The organism is Paenibacillus sp. JT22N15 (assembly GCF_059383755.1).
Window position 1 is genome coordinate 371,247 of sequence record NZ_JBXENV010000006.1, and the last position, 19,250, is coordinate 390,496.

Genomic DNA, 19,250 nt, shown 5'->3' on the forward strand with positions numbered 1-19,250 from the left:
AAAAACAAGACGCGATTGTTTAGCGTCTTGTTTTTTTATGTACCTGAAAAGGATTAAAATTTGGTTATTTTTAGTTAGCAGGCGCTACGAGATCTTAGTGTGAATTTAGAAATTCGTGAGACTGGATACAAGACAAATAAAACCGAGAGGTAAAAAGTCCAAGGCCAAGCAAATATCAAAGGAACGAGGAAATAAAGAGGAAATGATGAAGCTTATTTTCAATTAATGACTGATTATATTGATGGTATACACGACTTGACATCATTTGTTTTTTACGCTAAATTAAATGCATGCGCATGCTTTTATTCGATTTGGCGTACGGATCATGTTGTTATCTGATCATAGATCGTTTGCGCACAAAAGCGTCCTTTACCCACAATACTCAAGCATTGCTGGTATCCGTAGGGCTATCGCAATAGACTGGCAATATTTCATAACGAGGAGGGTTTGAATATGAAGGTGTTAGTAGTCGGATCGAATGGACAAATTGGACAGCGCCTTATTCAACTGTTGAGAGCAAGCCAAGAGCACACCGTCCGGGCGATGGTGCGAAAAAAAGAACAAGCCGATGCCTATGAGAAGCAGGGCGTCGAAACGGTGCTTGCAGATTTGGAAGGAACGGTCGATTCCATTGCCGCAGCCGCTGAGGGCTGTGACGCCATTGTGTTTACCGCGGGCTCAGGAGGCAAAACAGGTCATGATAAAACACTGTTGATTGACTTAGATGGTGCTGTGAAAACGATTGAAGCGGCTGAAAAAGCAGGCATTGGCAGATTTATTATGATCAGTGCCATTCAGGCGAATAACCGTGAGAACTGGCACACTGAGATTGTTCCGTATTACGCAGCAAAGCATTATGCAGACAGACTGCTGGAAAGCAGCAAGTTGACATACACGATTATACGGCCAGGCATTCTTTTGAATGAACCGGGTACAGGAAAAGTATTTGCTGCTGAGAATATCACTTCTGGCAGTATTCCTCGTGAAGATGTAGCTCATGCTATTTTGGCCGCATTGGATGAGAAGCATACCTACAAGCGTGCGTTTGACTTAATTGCTGGTGACGATTTAATTGCCGATGCATTGAAAAAAGTCTAAAAAGCAGCTGCAGTATAAATCCGAATGAAATGAGAGAGGGCTTCGGAATGTTCTGGTTGATTTTTTTAGCCGTTATAATCGCAATGTTCGTTGTTATACGTCAGTTATGGCCCTTGCCAAACCTTAAACATATCGATTATCAAGATTTTATGAAACGGCGGGATGAATTTCGTGAATATAAAGTAATTGATATCCGAGATTCTCTCGAGTATTTGGCTGATCCTACAGCTGGGACGATCAATATCTCGCTAGGCCGCCTTCCTTACGTATGGAAAAAGCATCTTATCCGTGAGGATAATGTCATCATATTGTCTACTAGGGCATTTAAATCAAAAAAAGCTGCGCGAATTTTGCGAAAGCGCGGATTTGAATTTCTCTATGTAGTTAAATAAAGAGAGGAGTCTTTCTCATGAAAGATTTATTTAGTCCGTATACATTTAAAGGTTTGGAATTGAAAAATCGAATCGTAATGCCGCCAATGTGTCAGTACTCGGTTGGTAAAAAAGATGGTATCGCTACAGATTGGCATTACATGCACTATGTTAGCCGTGCAGTAGGCGGAGCTGGTTTTATTATGCTTGAAATGACGGATGTAGAGCCGGATGGGCGTATTTCCGATTTTGATCTAGGGTTATGGTCTGACGAGCAGATTCCGGCGCTGAAACGAATCGTAGATGCATGCCATAGTTACGGTGCCAAAGTCGGGATTCAGATTGCCCACGCTGGACGCAAGGCAGAAGATGCCGAAGTTCCTGTGGCGCCATCTGCGATTGCGTTTGATGAAAATTCAAAACAGCCGCGCGCGCTTGCAACCGAAGAGGTTAAAGGATTGGTAGAGAAATTCCGGGCTGCTGTTGCTCGCGCGGTGAAGGCGGGTTTCGATACGATTGAGCTTCATGGGGCACATGGCTATTTGATTCATCAGTTCCACTCGCCACTTACGAACAAACGGGATGATGAATATGGCAAAGACCTTAACCGCTTTGGTCGGGAAATTATTCAGGCGGCGAAGGCCGAGATGCCAGAAGATATGCCGCTCATAATGCGTATTTCAGCCAAGGAATACGTGGAGGGCGGATACGGTATTCAGGAAAGCATTGCGTTTGCCAAGGAATATCAAAAAGCAGGGGTGGACATGTTTGATATTTCATCCGGTGGTGAGGGGCCAATTGCTGCATGGGGCAGACCGGGAACTCATGCTGCTTATCAAGTGCCATTGGCTAGAGATATTAAACAAGCTCTTGATATTCCAGTGATCGCTGTAGGAAGACTCGATGATCCAACGTTGGCTAACGCCGTCATTGGCAATGAAGATGCTGATTTAGTTGCCGTTGGCAGAGGAATGCTGAGAAACCCTTATTGGGCATTGGAAGCCGCATCAAAGCTGAGCAAAGAAACCGATATCCCTAAACAGTATTCTTCTGGATTCTAAGAGCTGAACGAATAGAAGAAAAATGACGACAGCTCTAGCTTGAACGTACAATGTGCGTTATCGGTTTGTCATTTCCCACCCTCTATAAATAGTAAAATGCATAGTGACAACTTATATCCCCAGCATATAAAGCTATAAAATGAAGGCTCTGGTACGGATACAAGGTTAAGGTTATAATAACGATATGCCGCTGAACAAATGTTCAAGTTGATCGGCCTATGGACTAAATACTATGAAATAGAACAGGTGAAAACTTGATGAATACCAACACCGATAACAAACTTTTAGATAATTGGCTGAGTTTTAGTGACATTCAGGCAAAGATTAATAATAAGCTGGAGAGTGCTTTAGAGGAGAAATACAGCTTGTCCTTAAAGGAATTTTATGTCCTGTATTTTCTGTCTCAAACAAGCGATAAACAGCTGAGATTGCAGCAATTGCAAGACATGGTCGGTTTGAGTCAAAGTGCCATATCCAGATTGGTAGTTAGAATGGAAGCCAAAAATTGCGGCGCTTTACAACGTCATGTTTGTGAAGATGATCGAAGAGGCGTTTATACTTGTTTAACAGAGCTTGGCGAGTCTAAACTCCAAAGAGCTTTGCTGACTTTTAATGAAATCATTCAAACGGCCTGTCTGGCAGACGAATTTCAAAAAGAACTTCACACTTTGATTCAGCAACGCCCAACAAATGATTAAACCATTTTAATGCGTGCAGCCCGAACAATTTCTATAAGGGGGGAAGGTTCTGGAGAAATCACATAAAGGCCGCCACATGGTATTTTTTTGCCGATAAGGGCGGAACTTCCGGCAGTCTCTGGAGCCAAAAATGGAAGCGGTTCGGTTGGTAAACGAGAGCCTGAAAAATCTATTAAATCAAAGAGGCCAACCTATTAGTTTTGTATAATAGGTTGGCCTCTTGTGCGCTTGGTAGCTCAACTGGCTAAAGAAAGAAAATCTCTAGTGTGCCATAAGGTGGCGGAAGAAACTCAAAAATCGCATTAAGATGCCCGGTACTTCGAATTTTGAGGGCTGATACATTATTGCGTCACTCCAAATACATTAAGTTCAGCCACACTTGTCCATGGGTTATTGTTTACCTCACTTAAGGCACGCAGTCTAATATATCGACCTGTCTTGGCTGCAAAGCTGACTTCTTTCAAAGTGGTATCATTTGTAAAGGCACCTGAGGCTACAGATGTTCCCCAGTTTACCCCATCAGTGCTGACGTAGAACTCATAGTCCTTGATCGTTCCGTTCACTTGGCCATCTTGTCTTGGCAGATAGCTGAATTTGGAGAGAGTATAGGATGCACCCAGATCAATTTGAATCTCGTGCGGCATTGGAGCTACTGGGGACCATTTCGTGTGCCATAACGTGCTGTTGTTTCCATCAAAGGCTTTCAGGGCTTCATTGTACAATTCATCGCTGTCTACATATTTTAGCGTCCAATTCGTTTGCGGAATCAGATTGGCTCCTCCTACTGTTACTGTCGTATTCATAGCGGAATTACTTGTACTTGTCGTCGTAATTGTAACTCCTGAATTATTTCCAGTGTAGGTATTACTGTTTGGATTGGTGCCTGGACCAAAGGAAGCAGCATGATTATTATTCGTATAATAGAACGAGTCCTGGTATTCGCTGACGGATTGCTCAATATCGATGAAAGGGTGAGGATCATTTTGGATATTATTCATGGATTCATCAATATGCCAAATCGCGATGCCGCCAGAAACGGTTGGCAAGCTTGCATCATATCCAACTTTTTGGCGATTCTCAACTAAAAAATAAGAATTATCCGCTAAAGGAATCTTTATAACATTATAGTTATTAAGGATGCTATGCAGAGTAACATTGTTTGTTGTATTTACTACAACAGGTGTTACAAATCCTAATTTTACTTTTGACCAGGCATCCATATGAGTGGGTGTAGCTCCATAATCTTCTCCTTGAAGACTATTCCAGGATCCATTAGCCATTATACTTAGCTCACCCACATGATTATTAGAACCATAGAGATCTGGAAGACCAAAGGAATGGCCTAATTCATGAGCAAGGAGACCAATCGTTGCCATATGACCATATTGTTTTTCGCCCTGTGCCGTATACATACCTGATACTGTAACACCATCGTGATTGGTGTCGGGAGCAAACGACTGATGTGCCCAAACATTTGGTGCTGGACCACCACTAGCCTCTTCATTACCAGCAAGAATAGTTACAATGTAGAAACCATCTTTAGAATCGATGACCTGATCATTATTGGTATCGAAACTAGCATAATTCACCGCAAGATCAGCTTTAGTCAGTGCCTCTGTTATAACTGTTCCCATGCTTTTTCCCGATGTGTCCGGATGATCGTAGTCTAGTTTTACCTTTACTACCCCATCATTTTGCGTGCCATATAATTCGGACGCTGGAGTGAGCTGCACTTTTCCATTACTCACTTCATTATAGTAATCTTTAATTGACTTTTGATTTGCTGAAAAGAATTTGTTGCTCCAATCGTTGTCGCTATATGCGATATCAATATTTGTAAACTCAATTAACAAAACTAGTAATTTTTTGGTTCCTGAAACTGAAGTGACAGTTCCATCAATATTTTGTAGAGATCCCGTAAACTCTTTCGATTCTGAACGTTCAAGAGAAGATGAGGATTCCTTTTGCAGCTCATTTATCAGCTCCTGTTTTTTCTGAGCTTGAGGATTGTATTTGTTTACCCATGTAATTAAATTGTTCTCATTTACCGCTTTTGCAGGCTTCATGTCAATTTTATATTTTTTTTCCGTCGATTTCAGATCGTCTGATGTAAGTTCAGCGTAATTCCAATACCCCTGCTGATCTTGTAAAAGTACGTCGCCATCGTTTGTACTTGCCCAATGGAACCATTCATCTCCATGCATCGTAGCTTGAAACGACTCGCCTGACGGTTGCTCTATTTCGACAACTCCGTCGTATGCAGGTGCGGCAAAAACGTTCGTATGAAAGTACAAAACACAAATTAAAGAAAAAACAGACGTGAACAGGAATTTAAAACTACTTTTCATAAATATTCCTCCTTTAGAATTTTCTTAATAATGATAGAATCATTTTCTCTATAGATTCATGAAGATCGCCCCCTTTTCAATAATGAGGAATAATCTGTTGATAACCGCACCAGATTCATAGATAGAATGAATCGACAGATACATCTATACGGAAGTACCAGAATACTCTCAATCACAATATAAGTAAATTTTGACAGTATGTCTAGTTTTTTCTATTTACTCTTTTTATATAATCACCTTAGTCTGGGGTAAATGAATAGCCGGATTCCTATTAGATTCCATCAAAGAAAGTCTAAGTGGAAAGCCGAATGTACGATTTTTGATATGATGTTAAAAACGGAATATATAAACAGCTGCACTATGACCCTATAATTAGCTATGAGACTGCGACGAAATAAAGGACCGCTAAACTCCTCGCAGCTCCTATGTACCATCAATATATAGAAATGGGGTAAAACATGGGTCATTATGTTAAGTTTGCAAAGTTGTTAGCGCTTTCTATTGCGATCGGAGTATTGCCGACTTTAGCCGCATGTTCGAGCAATAATAATCAAGAGCCGTCTGGCAGCCCGGCAAGCACAGCTGAAAGCGCTTCGGCTGGGGCGGGTACGTGGGAACAGAAGTTTGACCCACCGGTTACGATTACGACTGCCATTGTCGATGATGGCGCTTCGAGGGGCAATGCGTTCAAGCCTGGCGAGTCGATGGAAGACAACATGAATCTTCGCTGGATGAAAGAAAATATGGGCATCAACGTGAAATTCGATTTTATTGTAACGAAACCGGAAGATTACGATACGAAGCTTCGCCTCCTGCTTTCCAGTGGCGCCAAGCTTCCTGATGCTTTCAGAGCCCAGGGGGAGCCGCTTCAAAGCTTGCTTGCAGCTAATAAACTAATGTCTCTGGACGAAGCTATAGAGAAATATGCGCATCCAGGCTATAAGGAATTATTGAAAAATTATGGATACACACTAGGTGAAGTCAAAAAAGACGGCAAAATTTATGGTTTGCCATCCTTCTTCATGGGTGATGAAGGCACCGTTATGTGGATTCGCAAAGACTGGCTTGATAATCTAGGTCTTCAGCCGCCTAAGACGCTGGCCGAGTTCGAAAACGTGCTCAAGCAATTTACGGAAAATGACCCCGATAAAAACGGAAAGAACGATACGATCGGTCTGGCCGTTCCGCTTAAAGAAGGACCGTGGACTTGGATGGGGCAGACGGACGCCATTGTTGCAGCCCTTACCACCCAAATGATCAATACCTCTGACATCCGCAGTTTCTGGAACAAGGGGGAAGATGGCAAGCTGACCTATGGCGCGATTAATCCAGACGCCAAATTGTATTTGCAGACGATGAAAGATTGGATGAGCAAAGGTTATATGGACAAAGAAGCTGGAATCAAGGATCCGTCAAAATCCTCCGAATTGGTTGCCAGCGGCAAAGCCGGCATTATGTTCGGTCCGGCCTGGATGGGTGACTGGCCGCTGAGCGACGCGACCAAGAACGATCCAAAAGCCGACTTTGAGCCATATCCGCTTCCAGCTGGTCCGGATGGCTTGGTAGGTCGTGCGGAGAAAATGTTGGTTTCGGGCTTCACCGTATTTAATAAAGACTTCAAGGATATCGAAGTATGGTTCGCTTATTTCAACAAAATGTTCGCGAAGCAATTGGAGCAAGAAGGCGATCCGTTCTTCGATCCACGTTGGAAAGACGGTTACTATGAAGGATACGATTATGTGAAATACAACGGCAAGCTCATCAAGGGCGATTACGAAGCAGCGGGCGTTCCGGCAGACCAATGGCCGCTTAAAGACGGAAGAAGTATGGATATGAGATTCATGATGACGAATATTCTCGGCTCAAGCGTGACGATTCCTTACTCCAACGAGGCTCCAGTCAAGAAGTTTTTGGCCGACCCTAACGCTGAGCCCGTAAGCTCCAAAGAATTTGACGTTAAACAAATGAAGAAGAAACAAATCGATGGTCAGGGCGTCCGTATTAACCAAGGCATCACGGAGGGGAAAAACTATTTTACCGGCCCAATGACGCCAACGATGAAATCCAAAGGCGAATTGCTGAAGAAGCTTGCTACTGAAAGCTACCTCAAAATTATTTATGGCGATCAACCGATCGAATATTTCGATGAATTCGTCAAAGAATGGCTGGATAATGGCGGCCAGAAAATTACGGATGAAGTTAACGCGTGGTATGCGGAAAACCAGTAACGCGCGCTGACAACAGGAATGGAGGACGGAGGAGAGGGCAGCATTTGCTGCCGGTCTCCTTTCCGTTTTTCCGATGAAAGGATGGGTACGAAGTGGCAATGTACTGGAGAAAAACATGGCCGTTCCACATGCTATTGTTGCCGGCCTTAATATTATGCATCGTGTTTCAATATATCCCGTTGTTTGGAGTTGTCATTGCCTTCCAAGATTATCAACCATGGCTTGGCATCAAGGGGTCGACTTGGGTGGGCTTGGATCATTTCCGGTATCTGTTCACGTATCCGGACGGCAAGCAGGTCATATGGAATACGTTAATTATCGCCGCATTTAAGGTAATTATGAATTTATTCATTCCCATTGTATTCGCTCTGCTGCTCAATGAAGTCAGGAAGATTTTTTTTAAGAGAGTCGTGCAGACGCTTGTGTATTTGCCGCACTTTTTGTCATGGGTCATCTTGGGTGGCATTATGCTCGATATTTTATCGACGGAGGGCGGAATCGTCAATCGCGTCCTTAATTCGTTCGGCATAGACAGCATCTTTTTCTTAGGCAACGGCCCATGGTTCCGGTTTACGGTCATCCTTAGCGACGTGTGGAAGGAATTTGGTTTCTCTGCCATTATTTTCTTAGCTACCCTAATAGGCATCAATCCGGCTTTATACGAAGCGGCCGAAATCGACGGGGCTACCCGTTGGCAGCAAGTCAAATCCATATCCATTCCGCTCATTTTGCCAATCGTAATCGTGGTAGCGACGCTATCGCTCGGCCGGATTTTGGATGCCGGCTTCGATCAAATTTTGAACTTGTACAATCCGCTCGTGTATTCGCACGGAGATATCATTGATACATTCGTATACCGGGAAGGACTGAACAACGGACAATTCAGCTTCGGAACGGCGGTTGGACTATTCAAGTCTTTAATCGGCTTCATTTTAATCGTCATCAGCTACAGATTGGCATATAAACTAGCTAACTACCGGATTTTTTAAAATATAAGAATTTATAAGCTTCACACTTATAAATAGACTTATATTTCATCGCGAAACGGTTGCTTTGCCGCCAAAGGACAGCTTCAGCCGTTTACGCTTGAGGAGGTCGACCATGCACTACCGCTCTAGAGGCTACACCGTATTTACGATACTGAACACCGTCTTTCTTTGCCTGCTGGCGCTCATTTGCATTCTTCCTCTTGTCCATGTGCTTGCGGTATCCTTCAGCTCACGGGCTGCGGCAACAGCGAATATCGTCAATTTTTGGCCGGTCGGCTTTACGACTGACGCCTATGTCAAAACGCTAGCCAACGGGAAATTTCTTAAAGCCATGTGGATTGGCGTAGAGCGGACCATGTTAGGCACGATCCTTTCAATGGTTGTGGTCACGATGGCTTCCTACAGCTTATCGAAATCCAGCTACAAATTCCCGGGGCGTCAAATTTACATCTGGATTTTCGTGTTCACGATGCTGTTCTCGGGTGGTCTGATTCCCTCGTATATATTGGTCAGCAAGCTGCATCTGATCGATACCATTTGGGCGTTGATCTTGCCTTCGGCTGTCAGCGTGTGGAATATGATTTTGATGCTCAATTTCTTCCGGACGATTCCTCAGGAGCTGGAAGAGGCTGCCCATATCGATGGAGCTGGTCATTTGAGAGTGCTTTGGAGCGTTTATTTGCCCGTATCGATGCCGTCCATTGCGACATTATCTTTATTTTCAATGGTATCTCATTGGAATTCATGGTTTGACGGCGTAATCTATATGACCAATCCGGATGGGTATCCGCTCGCCACTTATTTGCATTCCATGATTGTTAGTGACAATATGTCACGGATTGGTGTAACATCGGAAAGTATAGCCAATTTCTCCAACCGTACGGTTAAAACAGCACAAATTTTTATCGGCGCGTTGCCGATTTTACTCGTGTATCCATTTTTGCAAAAGTATTTTGTTAAAGGAATTGTGCTTGGCTCGGTGAAATCCTAGGGTAATTCTAGCAGGCCGAGAAGATGCAACTGAATTGGAGGAGACCTATGTTATACAGCAGAAGCGTTATGGGAGGCAGAATGAATATATTCACGAAAGTCATGATCGTGATCGTTCTCATGCTCATCCCTGTCGTTATGATGTATAATTCGTCGAATAAGATTAGTACCGGCGTTGTTGAGCAGGAGCTGCTTCAAGTCAACATGAATCGGATTCGTTTTTTTGTGGAGCAGATGGACGTTGAAGCAGACCGTTTATGGAGAGCGGCCTTCGTCGTTGCATCCGACCCGGATGCGCTGCAACTGCAGCTGCGTTCTTCTTCCGAACCCTCCTATTCCATGCTGGCATCGAAGACGCTTCTGCTGCAGAAGCTGGATATGCAGTCTACCACTTTCCAATGGGTAAATGATTTCACCGTATATTCCCCGGTTTCGGACGTAATGGTTTCTACGAATTATTTGCAGCAGCACGATGCGGATTACTTCAGAAATTCGAGCCAGCAGCGCTGGGATTATCGCATGATTGTTACGGAGCGTGGACCGGAAAACGCATTTGTGCGGGATTTAATAACTCCTTTCGAATCGAACGCCAAGCCAGAAAATCCGAATTTGTATGTCGAAGTCTCGTTCTCGTCGGAAAATCTAGTCAAAATGCTGGATCGTTTTAAGCAAGGCAGCGTCGGAGAGCCGTTTCTCTATTGTCCGGGCTTCGAGCCGATTATGCCGCGGGAGTCGGAGCCCGATCTGATCAATGCCATGGCCAAGCAATTTGATAAAATCAAAGCACAGAACCCGACCGAAGGGTCGGTCAAATTGACTTTTCGCAATGAACCGTATCTTGTCAATTATGTGGCATCCGCCTCGTTGGGATGGTATTTAATCGATTTCCAACCGATGCAAAAAGTGCTGGAGCCCATTGATCATAGCAAGAAAATGTTTTATGCCGCAGGCTTGCTTTTGCTGGTTCTTGGTGTTGCCGCCGCAGCGCTTTTGTATCGCAACGTGCAGAAGCCGATCTATGATTTAATTCGGGCAGTGAAGTCGCTCCGGCGGGGCGAATACGGTCATCGGGTCAAGCATATATCGAACAATGAGTTTTATTATTTGATCGAGCAGTTTAACCTGATGTCCCACGATATTCAGACGCTAATCGATAAAGTGTACACGGAACAGCTTCAGGCTAAAGAGTCGTCCCTCAAGCATTTGCAGGCGCAAATCAATCCGCATTTTCTGTATAACAACTTCGCATATATCCAAAGCATGGCGCAGCTTGAACGGACGAAAGCGATTGTCGCCTTCACCCAGCACTTGAGCCAGTATTACCGTTATACGACCAGGACGGAGCAGCAATTGACTTCTTTGGCCGAAGAGATGGAATTGATTCGCAATTACTTGGAAATCCACCGGATGCAGTCCGAGCGCCTGCAATTTCATGAACAGATTGAATTAGGCATGCTTTCTTTGCTTATGCCCCGCTTGCTGTTTCAGCCGCTTGTCGAAAATGCGATCGTGCATGGAATGGAAGGCAAGAGGGGAAAATTTGAAATCGTCATAACCGGCAAGCAGACCGAGGAAGGCTGGGAACTCATCGTAGAAGACAACGGCGTCGGAATGCAGCAAGCTGAATTGAATGCTTTAAGGCATTCCTTGCAGTTGAAATCAAGCGCGGATCACAGCCTTGGGCTAAGGAACGTTCATCAACGTCTAAGGCATTACTTCGGACAATCCTCGGGGCTTTTGCTCGACCATTCCTCTTTAGGTGGGCTTCGCGTGGGATTGATGATTAAGAACGGAGGCGATTCCGATATTTGAAGTGCTGATCGTAGACGATATTCCCTCCCAGGTTGACAGCATAGCCGCTACCATTCCAAAGGATGAACTTAGAATCAGGCATATTCATAAAGCCCATACGGGTGAGGAGGCTTTAAAGCTTTATCGGGAACAAAACATACATATCATCATTACGGATATACGGATGCCTGAGATGAACGGAATTGAATTCATTCGAGAAATACGTAAAATGGGACGCAAAGTCAAAATTATCGTTATTTCGGGGTATGCCGATTTCGAATATGCGCAAGGTGTTGTACCGTATAATACGTCTGGCTACTTAATGAAGCCGGTAAATCCCGAACAGCTTCGGGAGATGCTGGGCAAATTATCCGAAGAAATTACCTGCGAGATGAGGCAGCAACAACAGCAGCAGCGCGACGTATACGCCTTCAGAGAAAATTTGCCTACGTTGCGCAACGAGCTGTTGAATCGTTTGCTGCACGATAACGGCATCCCGTTCGCGGAGCTGGAACGAAAGCTTTTCCTATTGGACTTGCCTTTCACCTTGGGTCAGGAAGTAGGCTTGTTCATCGTAAGGCTGGAGGGCAGGCTGCAAGAATATGAAAGCATGGATAGAGGGCTTATTGAATATGCGGTCACGAATATGGCGGAAGAATTGTTTAGGGACGTCTTTCACTTGTGGTTCTGCCGTGATCATAATGAATATCTCGTCTTTGTCGTTTCGGCCAAAGGGGAAGCCAGTGCGAACGGGCAGGCTCAACAAGCTATGACAATCGATCGGATTACGATGGACGTCCGGGTGGCTGCGCTGAAGAAAAAGGCGGAGTCCCTCTTGAATGGCCATGTGTCCATCGCGCTAGCCGTGAACGGGGTATCTTTTCCCGAAGGCCTTCCCGGCCTGTACCGCTCCGTAATTGATGGCATGAGGCGGATAGAAGAAGGGCGGCAAAGCCTATTTTTGCGGATCACGGGCCTACTCGATCAGGTTCGAATTGGAACGCTGACATCGCTATATCGCCCTCCTCTCCTCATTCATTTGCTCGATACGGGGAACTGGCTGCATGCGGAGGAAAAGCTAATCGAAATATTCAAGGAACTGAAAAGCGTAGATTATCCCCCCGAGTATGCCAATGAAGCGTATTTCGCCATTGCTAACGCCTACCAGTATATGGCGCACAAGAAAGGAAAGCTGCTAAGCGAGTTCGGGGCATCCTCCTTCGGTCTCATGCCAACTGCTCCTTCTCTTAAGCAGTTGGAGAAGTGGGCATTTTTCATATTCCGCTGCCTTAAAGAACAATTGGAAGATTCATGCGTCAAGCAGACCGGATTAGTGGACAAAGTCCATAAATTCATCGAGCAAAACATGAACGACAATTTATCGCTGCAGACGCTTGCGGCGCAAATCGGTCTTCATCCCGCCTATTTGTCGAGAGCGTACCGGGCAGAAACAGGAAACAATTTGAGCGAATATATTTTGCGATACCGGATGGAATTGGCCGCGTATTTGCTGCGCAGCAGCGACAAGAAAATTTATGAAATCGCCCGAATCATTGGGTATCAAGCCGTGCCGCATTTTATTAAGCTGTTCAGGACGTTTTCAAACATGACTCCCCAGGAATATCGCGATCGAACGGGGGTGTAGCCCGATTTTGGGTAAAAACGCCTTGGTTTGGACAATCGGAATTCGTCGTTCCACCATGTAAACTAAAAGATAGAATGAAAGCGAATACAAGGATTGAGCGATCAGGTCGGGCGAAGCCATAAGGAGGAGTATAACCATGGATAGAAAAATAAGATGGGGTTTATTAGGGTCAGGAAGTATTGTTGACAGATGGATTTGTGGTGCCAAACAGCTGAATGATGTGGAAATTGTGGCTGTATCGTCGAGAACAATAGAAAGTGCGCAGAAGATGGCTCGAAAGCACGATATTCCCTTAGCGCTAGAGTATGATGCTTTGCTAGAAAGACCGGATATTGATGTTGTCTATATTCCCGTCCCACATCCCGCACATAAAAAAATGGCGATCATGGCGATGGAGCACGGAAAATCAGTATTGGTAGAAAAGCCGGCATGTGTCAATGCAGGTGAATTAACTGAAGTATTAGAATGTGCCAAGAAAAATAATGTATTTTTCATGGAGGGCATGTGGACAAGATTTTTTCCGATGATGAACAAGATAAGGTCATTATTAAATGATGAGGGCATCGGTGAAGTTAGAGCGATGAATATTGCTTTTTCTTTTAGAATGCCTGGCGAATTCCGTGATCAACGATGGATGAATCCGGAGCTTGCTGGCGGCGGCTTGCTGGATACAGGTATTTATAATCTTCATTTTGCCGAAGCCGTATTAGGGAAAAATCCCGTTGCCCTTACAGGATTCGCTACTATTGATTCTGATGAATACCATATACAGGTTGACGAGCAAGCAAGCTATATTGCCAAGTATGATAAAGGCGAGCTTGTCGTCATGAGCAGTGGCGTGAGAACGAATATGGTCGATACTGCCATGATCTATGGTACTGGGGGCTATATTGAAGTGCCGTCCTTTTGGAAGCCTACTTTAATCCATGTGATGAAGGATGGCAATATTACAACCTATGAAGAAACAGCGCCTCAAAGTGTCGAAGGCATTCAAGATGATGGCTTTCAATATGAGATTGCGCATGTGAATGAATGCATAAGGGGAAATCTGAAGCAGTCGCCCATTATGACATGGGAACAAAGCCTGTCCATTATGAAGCAGTGCGATGAATTGCGGCGTCAATGGGGGCTTAAATATCCTTTTGAAGATTAAGGGAAGAGGCTAATATAACGCAACAGGATGGAGGAATTGACGATGAATATTGAGAGGATTGCCAAACAAGAAAGGTTATTGCAATTTGATACATTTAGTCATGACATGGGAATAGAAATTGGTTTATTGCTGCTAAACAAAGCCAGAAGTGAAGGAAAGTCTATTGCAGTGGATATTTCTAAATGCGGACAACAAATCTTCCACGCTGCATTGGAAGGGACGACCGTAGACAACGATGAATGGCTTCGGAAGAAGAAAAATACGGTTTATAGGCTCAATCAAAGCACATTGGGCATTCAATTGAAGCTGAAGGAGCAAGGTGTGACACTGGAGGAGGCTCTCCATTTAAGCCCTGTTGACTATGTAGCAGCAGGAGGCGGATTCCCAATCGTAGTAAGGGGAGTTGGCTTTATTGGGGCCATAGCAGTTACGGGCACCTCGGACGTTGATGAACATGAGCGTATCACAAGTTGTTTAAGTGCTTATTTGGGTATAAGCTGAAAAAAATAATGGAGCAAGCAGCAAATGCTCTAACTTAAAAAATAACGACAGGTCATCAATGATGATCGGTCGTTATTTTTTTGTTGGCTATAAATATGCGGTGTCTATTCTAATTTTCAAACCTCGGATAATGAATAATCGTATTTATTCAATTCAAATATTTCTTGCGAAAGTGGAGTGGAGTCATTCCAACGCTGCGCTTGAAACAGGTCGAGAAGTAAGGGGAATATCGGAAGCCGACCTCCTCAGCTATGCGATCGATGGACCATTCCGTTGAGACGAGAAGCTGCTTGGCCCGCTCCATCCGGAATTGCAGCAAATAATGAATGGGCGTGACCCCATATTTCATTTTCATGCAACGCACAATGTAGTTAGGGTGGAAGTGCAGCGCTAATGCCAGCGTTTCATTGGTAATTTCCTCTTGGTAGTTGCGCTGCAGGTAAGAAGCAGCTTTCTCAGCCAGACGCGTTGCTGGCGTGCTAGTCATCCCCGATCTTCCATTTTCCAGCAAAGCGAGTAGCTGGAACAGCAAGTGCTGCTTCTCCCAGAAGGCTTCGCCGATCGGCAGCTCCAGAAGCTGCCTCATCAGATCAAACGCGATCTGGGGGTTAGGCAGCGAGGCATGCTTAGGGATATGGATTAATTTTGGATTATCGAAGGGAGATGATGGGGCCGTTGCTTCTGCTTTAGCAATCGCAGGAGTTTGACGCCAAACCTTATGCTCGAAATGAACCCAATAAAAAATCGTTTCCTGTTCGCATGGCTTGACCGAATAATGCTCCCCTTCCGGCAGCAGCAATAACGTATCCCCTGCGCCAAGCGACCATTCTTTCCCGTCTTCACCAATGTGCAGTGCTCCATTAACTACAAGCAGCAGGTCGAACAGACCGAAATGTTTTCGATTCGGGTGGCGATCTCCTGCGCGAAAGTCCGCGCGGCCAGCTTCCCAATAATAAGGAAGGGGCGGGGTCTGCAGCGAAACCATTAACTCGTCCTTCAAGTGATTACCCTCATTTTTCTGTGTTATATTTTATAGAAAAAAGGTCAATCCGTTTCTATTATGACAGCTATAAAAAGCATATACTCGATGCTATAGAGAGTCAAATTTTATAGCTTCGAGGTGGATATTTATGCGAAAAAATCAGATTTTTATCCAAGACGATTTTTGGAACCAATATTCCGAGCTTGTTCGCCAAACCGTCATCCCTTATCAGTGGGAAGCACTGAACGATAGGATAGAAGGTGCTGAGCCGAGCTACGCCATTCGAAATTTCAAAATAGCTGCAGGACTTGCGAAAGGGGAATTTGGCGGCTGGGTTTTTCAAGATAGCGATCTGTACAAATGGCTGGAGGCTGTTGCCTACTCGCTGCATCGCCACCCCGATCCTGAGCTGGAGCAAACGGCTGATGAAGCCATTGATCTGATCGGCAAAGCCCAGCAAACCAACGGCTATTTGAATACCTATTTTACGATTAAAGAGCCTGGAAAACAGTGGACGAATCTTTACGAGGCCCATGAGCTTTATTGTGCAGGCCATTTGATTGAAGCAGCAGTTGCTTATTACGAAGCGACAGGAAAGCGTAAATTGCTCGACCTCTCTTGCCGTTTCGCTGACCTGATTGCAAGCTTGTTTGGAACTGAACCGGGCCAGATCCGGGCTTACTGCGGGCATCAGGAAATTGAATTGGCCTTGGTCAAGCTGTACGGAGTTACGGGGGAGGAGCGTTATTTGAACCTTAGCCGCTACTTCATTGATGAGCGTGGAAACGAGCCAAACTATTTTGTAGAGGAATGGAAACGCGGCGGCAGGACGAACATTTGGTCACAAGGCATGCCTAATTTGGAAGTATACCAATCCCATCTTCCTGTACGTGAGCAAACGGTCGCTGTCGGCCACTCCGTTCGAGCCGTCTACATGTACACGGCGATGGCTGACCTCGCCCGTTTGACGGAAGACGCGGGGCTGCGCGAAGCTTGCGAGCGCCTTTGGTCCAATACGACAGGCAAGCAAATGTACATTACTGGAGGCATTGGTTCAACGCATCACGGAGAAGCCTTCACGTTTGACTACGATCTTCCTAACGATACGGTTTATGCAGAAACCTGTGCCTCTATCGGTTTGATTTTCTGGGCACGGCGCATGCTGCAGCTTGAAGCAAGGAGCGAATATGCGGATGTGATGGAGAGAGCGCTGTACAACAATGTGCTGGGCAGCATGTCCAACGACGGCAAGCATTTTTTCTATGTCAACCCGCTAGAGGTATGGCCAGAAGCAAGCTGCAAAAGTCCAGACCGGCAGCACGTAAAGCCAGTTCGGCAAAAATGGTTCGGCTGCTCCTGCTGTCCGCCTAACGTCGCACGGCTGCTATCTTCACTAAACGATTATATTTACGACGTGTCTGAGGATGGCAGAACGGTGTACACTCATTTGTTTATTGGAAGCAAAGCTTCCTTTGAGCTTGGCGGCGTCAACGTAACGCTGCATCAACGCTCTGAGCTTCCTTGGAGCGGACATGTTGAATGGTCGGTTTCCCTTCCGGAGGGCACTGCAAGTGCTGCTTTTGAAATGGCCTTACGCATACCTGATTGGTTCCAGCACGAGCAGCCAGCGTTGAAGGTGAATGGCGAAACGCAGCTTTATCGTGTTGAAAATGGCTATGCGAAAGTAGCGCGAAATTGGTCAGATGGCGATACATTGGAGTGGCTGCTTCCGATGGAGGCGAAGTTCATTGCAGCCCACCCGTCTATTCGGGCTGATGCTGGCAAAGTGGCTATTCAGCGCGGGCCGCTCGTTTATTGCTTGGAGGAAGCGGACAATGGAGCTCCGATTGCCTCGCTCTCATTGGCGGAGGAGCCAAATTTGACGGAGTATACCGCTCCAAATCTTCTTGGCGGCTGCGTTATTGTAGAAGGAGACGGAGTAGTGACAGACTCTGCTTCGTGGTCAGATGGCAAGCCCTACCGTCCTTTTACGAAGCAGAAGACAGCTGTGCGCTTCAAGTCCATCCCTTATTATTTATGGGGCAATCGCCAGCCTGGCGAAATGAGCGTCTGGCTGCGGAGCTGAAAGATGTGAGTGTCTAAGACTGCGGGATTGATGCAACGGATGGCATAGATACAGCTTGCGGCAGAAATACAAGGTAGCGAAGGACAGGAGAACGTATCCTGTTCTTTTTTTGTATTCGGGTCGGATAAAGTGGAATTTGAAAATTTAAACATTGACTTTCGGTAAAATGGTAGCTAATATAGCTATTGTGTCTAATTATGATAATCATTATCAATATAATGATAAATATTATCACATTGGAACAGCTTTGATTTTTGAAAAAATAGGGGGATATATAAAATGAACAAAAGGCTAATGGGTTTAATTATGGTCATCATGGTTATGCTGGTCGCGGCAGGCTGTGGATCTAACACAACGAATAATTCAGCAGCAGAAGGAACGGCAACTGACAATTCAGCTGCTGCAAATACAAATGGGGAGTCCGCTGCGGCTGGTCCTATTGTACTTAAGGATGCTAAAGGCGAGGTTAAGCTGGATAAGCCCGCGCAAAAGGTTGTCGTACTAGAGTGGACGTTTACGGAAGACGTGATTGCGCTTGGCATGCAGCCAGTGGGGAATACCGATAACGCACAATATAAGCAGTATGTGACATCAGAGGCGCCACTGGATGCAAACGTGACGGATGTTGGTTTGCGTGAAGAGCCGAATCTGGAGACGATTGCGGCTTTGAAGCCGGATTTGATTATTGCGAATACGGATAGCCACGAAGCGATCTATGATCAATTGAAAGGCATTGCGCCAACGTTGATTTTTAGTCTGTACCCGCTTGAAGGGGAAACCAATCAATATGATCAGATGGAAGAAGTGTTCAAAACGATTGCAGCTGCTGTTGGCAAAACAGAGGAAGGCACGAAGGTTCTAGCTGACCTGGATGCGCATTATGCGGATGCAAAGGCGAAGCTGGAGGCGGCAGGCAAGGGCGGCTTCAACTATGTACTGACACAAGCGTACAGCTACCAAAATGCAGCAACGTTGCGTCTTTTTACTGATAACTCTCTTGCCGTACAAACGTTGAATCGGATTGGCCTGAAAAACGATTGGAAATCGGAAAATTTTGAGGTTTATGGATTTAGCACTTCGACGGTTGAAGCGCTGCCTGCGGTTCAAGACACCAATCTAATCTACATCGTCCAAAAGGATGATGATATTTTTTCGAAAGAACTAAAGGATAACTCTGTTTGGAACGGTCTTACCTTCGTTAAGGAAAAACGTTTCTTCGGATTAGATAGCGCGACCTGGGTGTTCGGCGGTCCAATCTCCTCTAAAGTGATCGTTGATGAAGTTGTAAATACATTAACGAAATGAGTGG

General features: G+C 45.2%; 15 protein-coding genes. 13 read left to right on the forward strand and 2 right to left on the reverse strand.

Annotated features, from left to right (window positions below):
• Positions 1 to 453: 453 nt before the first annotated feature.
• The 4 genes from AC50X8_RS14405 to AC50X8_RS14420 all read left to right on the forward strand — a co-directional run bounded on the left by AC50X8_RS14405 (position 454) and on the right by AC50X8_RS14420 (position 3,228).
• The gene (locus tag AC50X8_RS14405) at positions 454 to 1,098 is read left to right on the forward strand and encodes an SDR family oxidoreductase (RefSeq protein WP_494880169.1); all 645 of its coding nucleotides are present in this window, start codon (positions 454 to 456) and stop codon (positions 1,096 to 1,098) included.
• 47 nt (positions 1,099 to 1,145) lie between these two features.
• On the forward strand, positions 1,146 to 1,490 hold the full coding sequence (locus tag AC50X8_RS14410; RefSeq protein WP_081419144.1) for a rhodanese-like domain-containing protein: 345 nt from the start codon (positions 1,146 to 1,148) through the stop codon (positions 1,488 to 1,490).
• 17 nt (positions 1,491 to 1,507) lie between these two features.
• Positions 1,508 to 2,530, forward strand: coding sequence for an NADH:flavin oxidoreductase/NADH oxidase (locus AC50X8_RS14415; protein WP_056042868.1), 1,023 nt, complete (start codon positions 1,508 to 1,510; stop codon positions 2,528 to 2,530).
• Positions 2,531 to 2,787: 257 nt separating this feature from the next.
• Positions 2,788 to 3,228 carry a MarR family winged helix-turn-helix transcriptional regulator gene (locus AC50X8_RS14420; RefSeq protein ID WP_056042866.1) on the forward strand — a complete coding sequence of 147 codons (441 nt, stop codon included), beginning with the start codon at positions 2,788 to 2,790 and terminating at the stop codon, positions 3,226 to 3,228.
• A gap of 341 nt (positions 3,229 to 3,569) precedes the next feature.
• On the opposite strand, the gene AC50X8_RS14425 is transcribed toward AC50X8_RS14420, so the two are convergent.
• The gene (locus AC50X8_RS14425; RefSeq protein WP_494880170.1) at positions 3,570 to 5,576 is read right to left on the reverse strand and encodes a M6 family metalloprotease domain-containing protein; all 2,007 of its coding nucleotides are present in this window, start codon (positions 5,574 to 5,576) and stop codon (positions 3,570 to 3,572) included.
• 458 nt (positions 5,577 to 6,034) lie between these two features.
• Here AC50X8_RS14425 and AC50X8_RS14430 point away from each other — a divergent pair, with 458 nt between their 5' ends.
• From AC50X8_RS14430 to AC50X8_RS14460, 7 genes are all read left to right on the forward strand, one after another.
• Positions 6,035 to 7,804 carry an extracellular solute-binding protein gene (locus tag AC50X8_RS14430; RefSeq protein WP_056042862.1) on the forward strand — a complete coding sequence of 590 codons (1,770 nt, stop codon included), beginning with the start codon at positions 6,035 to 6,037 and terminating at the stop codon, positions 7,802 to 7,804.
• 98 nt (positions 7,805 to 7,902) lie between these two features.
• Entirely contained in the window at positions 7,903 to 8,793 is an 891-nt protein-coding gene (locus AC50X8_RS14435) for an ABC transporter permease (RefSeq protein WP_056043031.1), read from the forward strand.
• 112 nt (positions 8,794 to 8,905) lie between these two features.
• Positions 8,906 to 9,784 carry a carbohydrate ABC transporter permease gene (locus tag AC50X8_RS14440; protein WP_494880171.1) on the forward strand — a complete coding sequence of 293 codons (879 nt, stop codon included), beginning with the start codon at positions 8,906 to 8,908 and terminating at the stop codon, positions 9,782 to 9,784.
• An 80-nt stretch (positions 9,785 to 9,864) separates the two neighbouring features.
• Complete coding sequence (locus tag AC50X8_RS14445; RefSeq protein WP_494880172.1) at positions 9,865 to 11,595, forward strand: sensor histidine kinase; 1,731 nt, start codon at positions 9,865 to 9,867, stop codon at positions 11,593 to 11,595.
• A 1-nt stretch (position 11,596) separates the two neighbouring features.
• Positions 11,597 to 13,219: a response regulator transcription factor gene (locus tag AC50X8_RS14450; RefSeq protein WP_494880173.1), complete on the forward strand. Its 1,623-nt coding sequence runs from the start codon at positions 11,597 to 11,599 to the stop codon at positions 13,217 to 13,219.
• Between the two features lie 136 nt (positions 13,220 to 13,355).
• Positions 13,356 to 14,372, forward strand: coding sequence for a Gfo/Idh/MocA family protein (locus tag AC50X8_RS14455; RefSeq protein ID WP_494880174.1), 1,017 nt, complete (start codon positions 13,356 to 13,358; stop codon positions 14,370 to 14,372).
• A gap of 27 nt (positions 14,373 to 14,399) precedes the next feature.
• Positions 14,400 to 14,873, forward strand: a complete 474-nt coding sequence (locus AC50X8_RS14460; protein WP_494880175.1) for a heme-degrading domain-containing protein — start codon at positions 14,400 to 14,402, stop codon at positions 14,871 to 14,873.
• A 148-nt stretch (positions 14,874 to 15,021) separates the two neighbouring features.
• Here AC50X8_RS14460 and AC50X8_RS14465 read toward each other — a convergent pair whose 3' ends face one another.
• Positions 15,022 to 15,873 carry a helix-turn-helix transcriptional regulator gene (locus AC50X8_RS14465; protein WP_494880176.1) on the reverse strand — a complete coding sequence of 284 codons (852 nt, stop codon included), beginning with the start codon at positions 15,871 to 15,873 and terminating at the stop codon, positions 15,022 to 15,024.
• A 130-nt stretch (positions 15,874 to 16,003) separates the two neighbouring features.
• Here AC50X8_RS14465 and AC50X8_RS14470 point away from each other — a divergent pair, with 130 nt between their 5' ends.
• Together AC50X8_RS14470 and AC50X8_RS14475 are read left to right on the forward strand one after the other, a co-directional pair.
• Positions 16,004 to 17,941, forward strand: a complete 1,938-nt coding sequence (locus AC50X8_RS14470) for a glycoside hydrolase family 127 protein (protein ID WP_494880177.1) — start codon at positions 16,004 to 16,006, stop codon at positions 17,939 to 17,941.
• Between the two features lie 279 nt (positions 17,942 to 18,220).
• Complete coding sequence (locus tag AC50X8_RS14475; RefSeq protein WP_056042847.1) at positions 18,221 to 19,246, forward strand: ABC transporter substrate-binding protein; 1,026 nt, start codon at positions 18,221 to 18,223, stop codon at positions 19,244 to 19,246.
• Positions 19,247 to 19,250 lie beyond the last annotated feature (4 nt).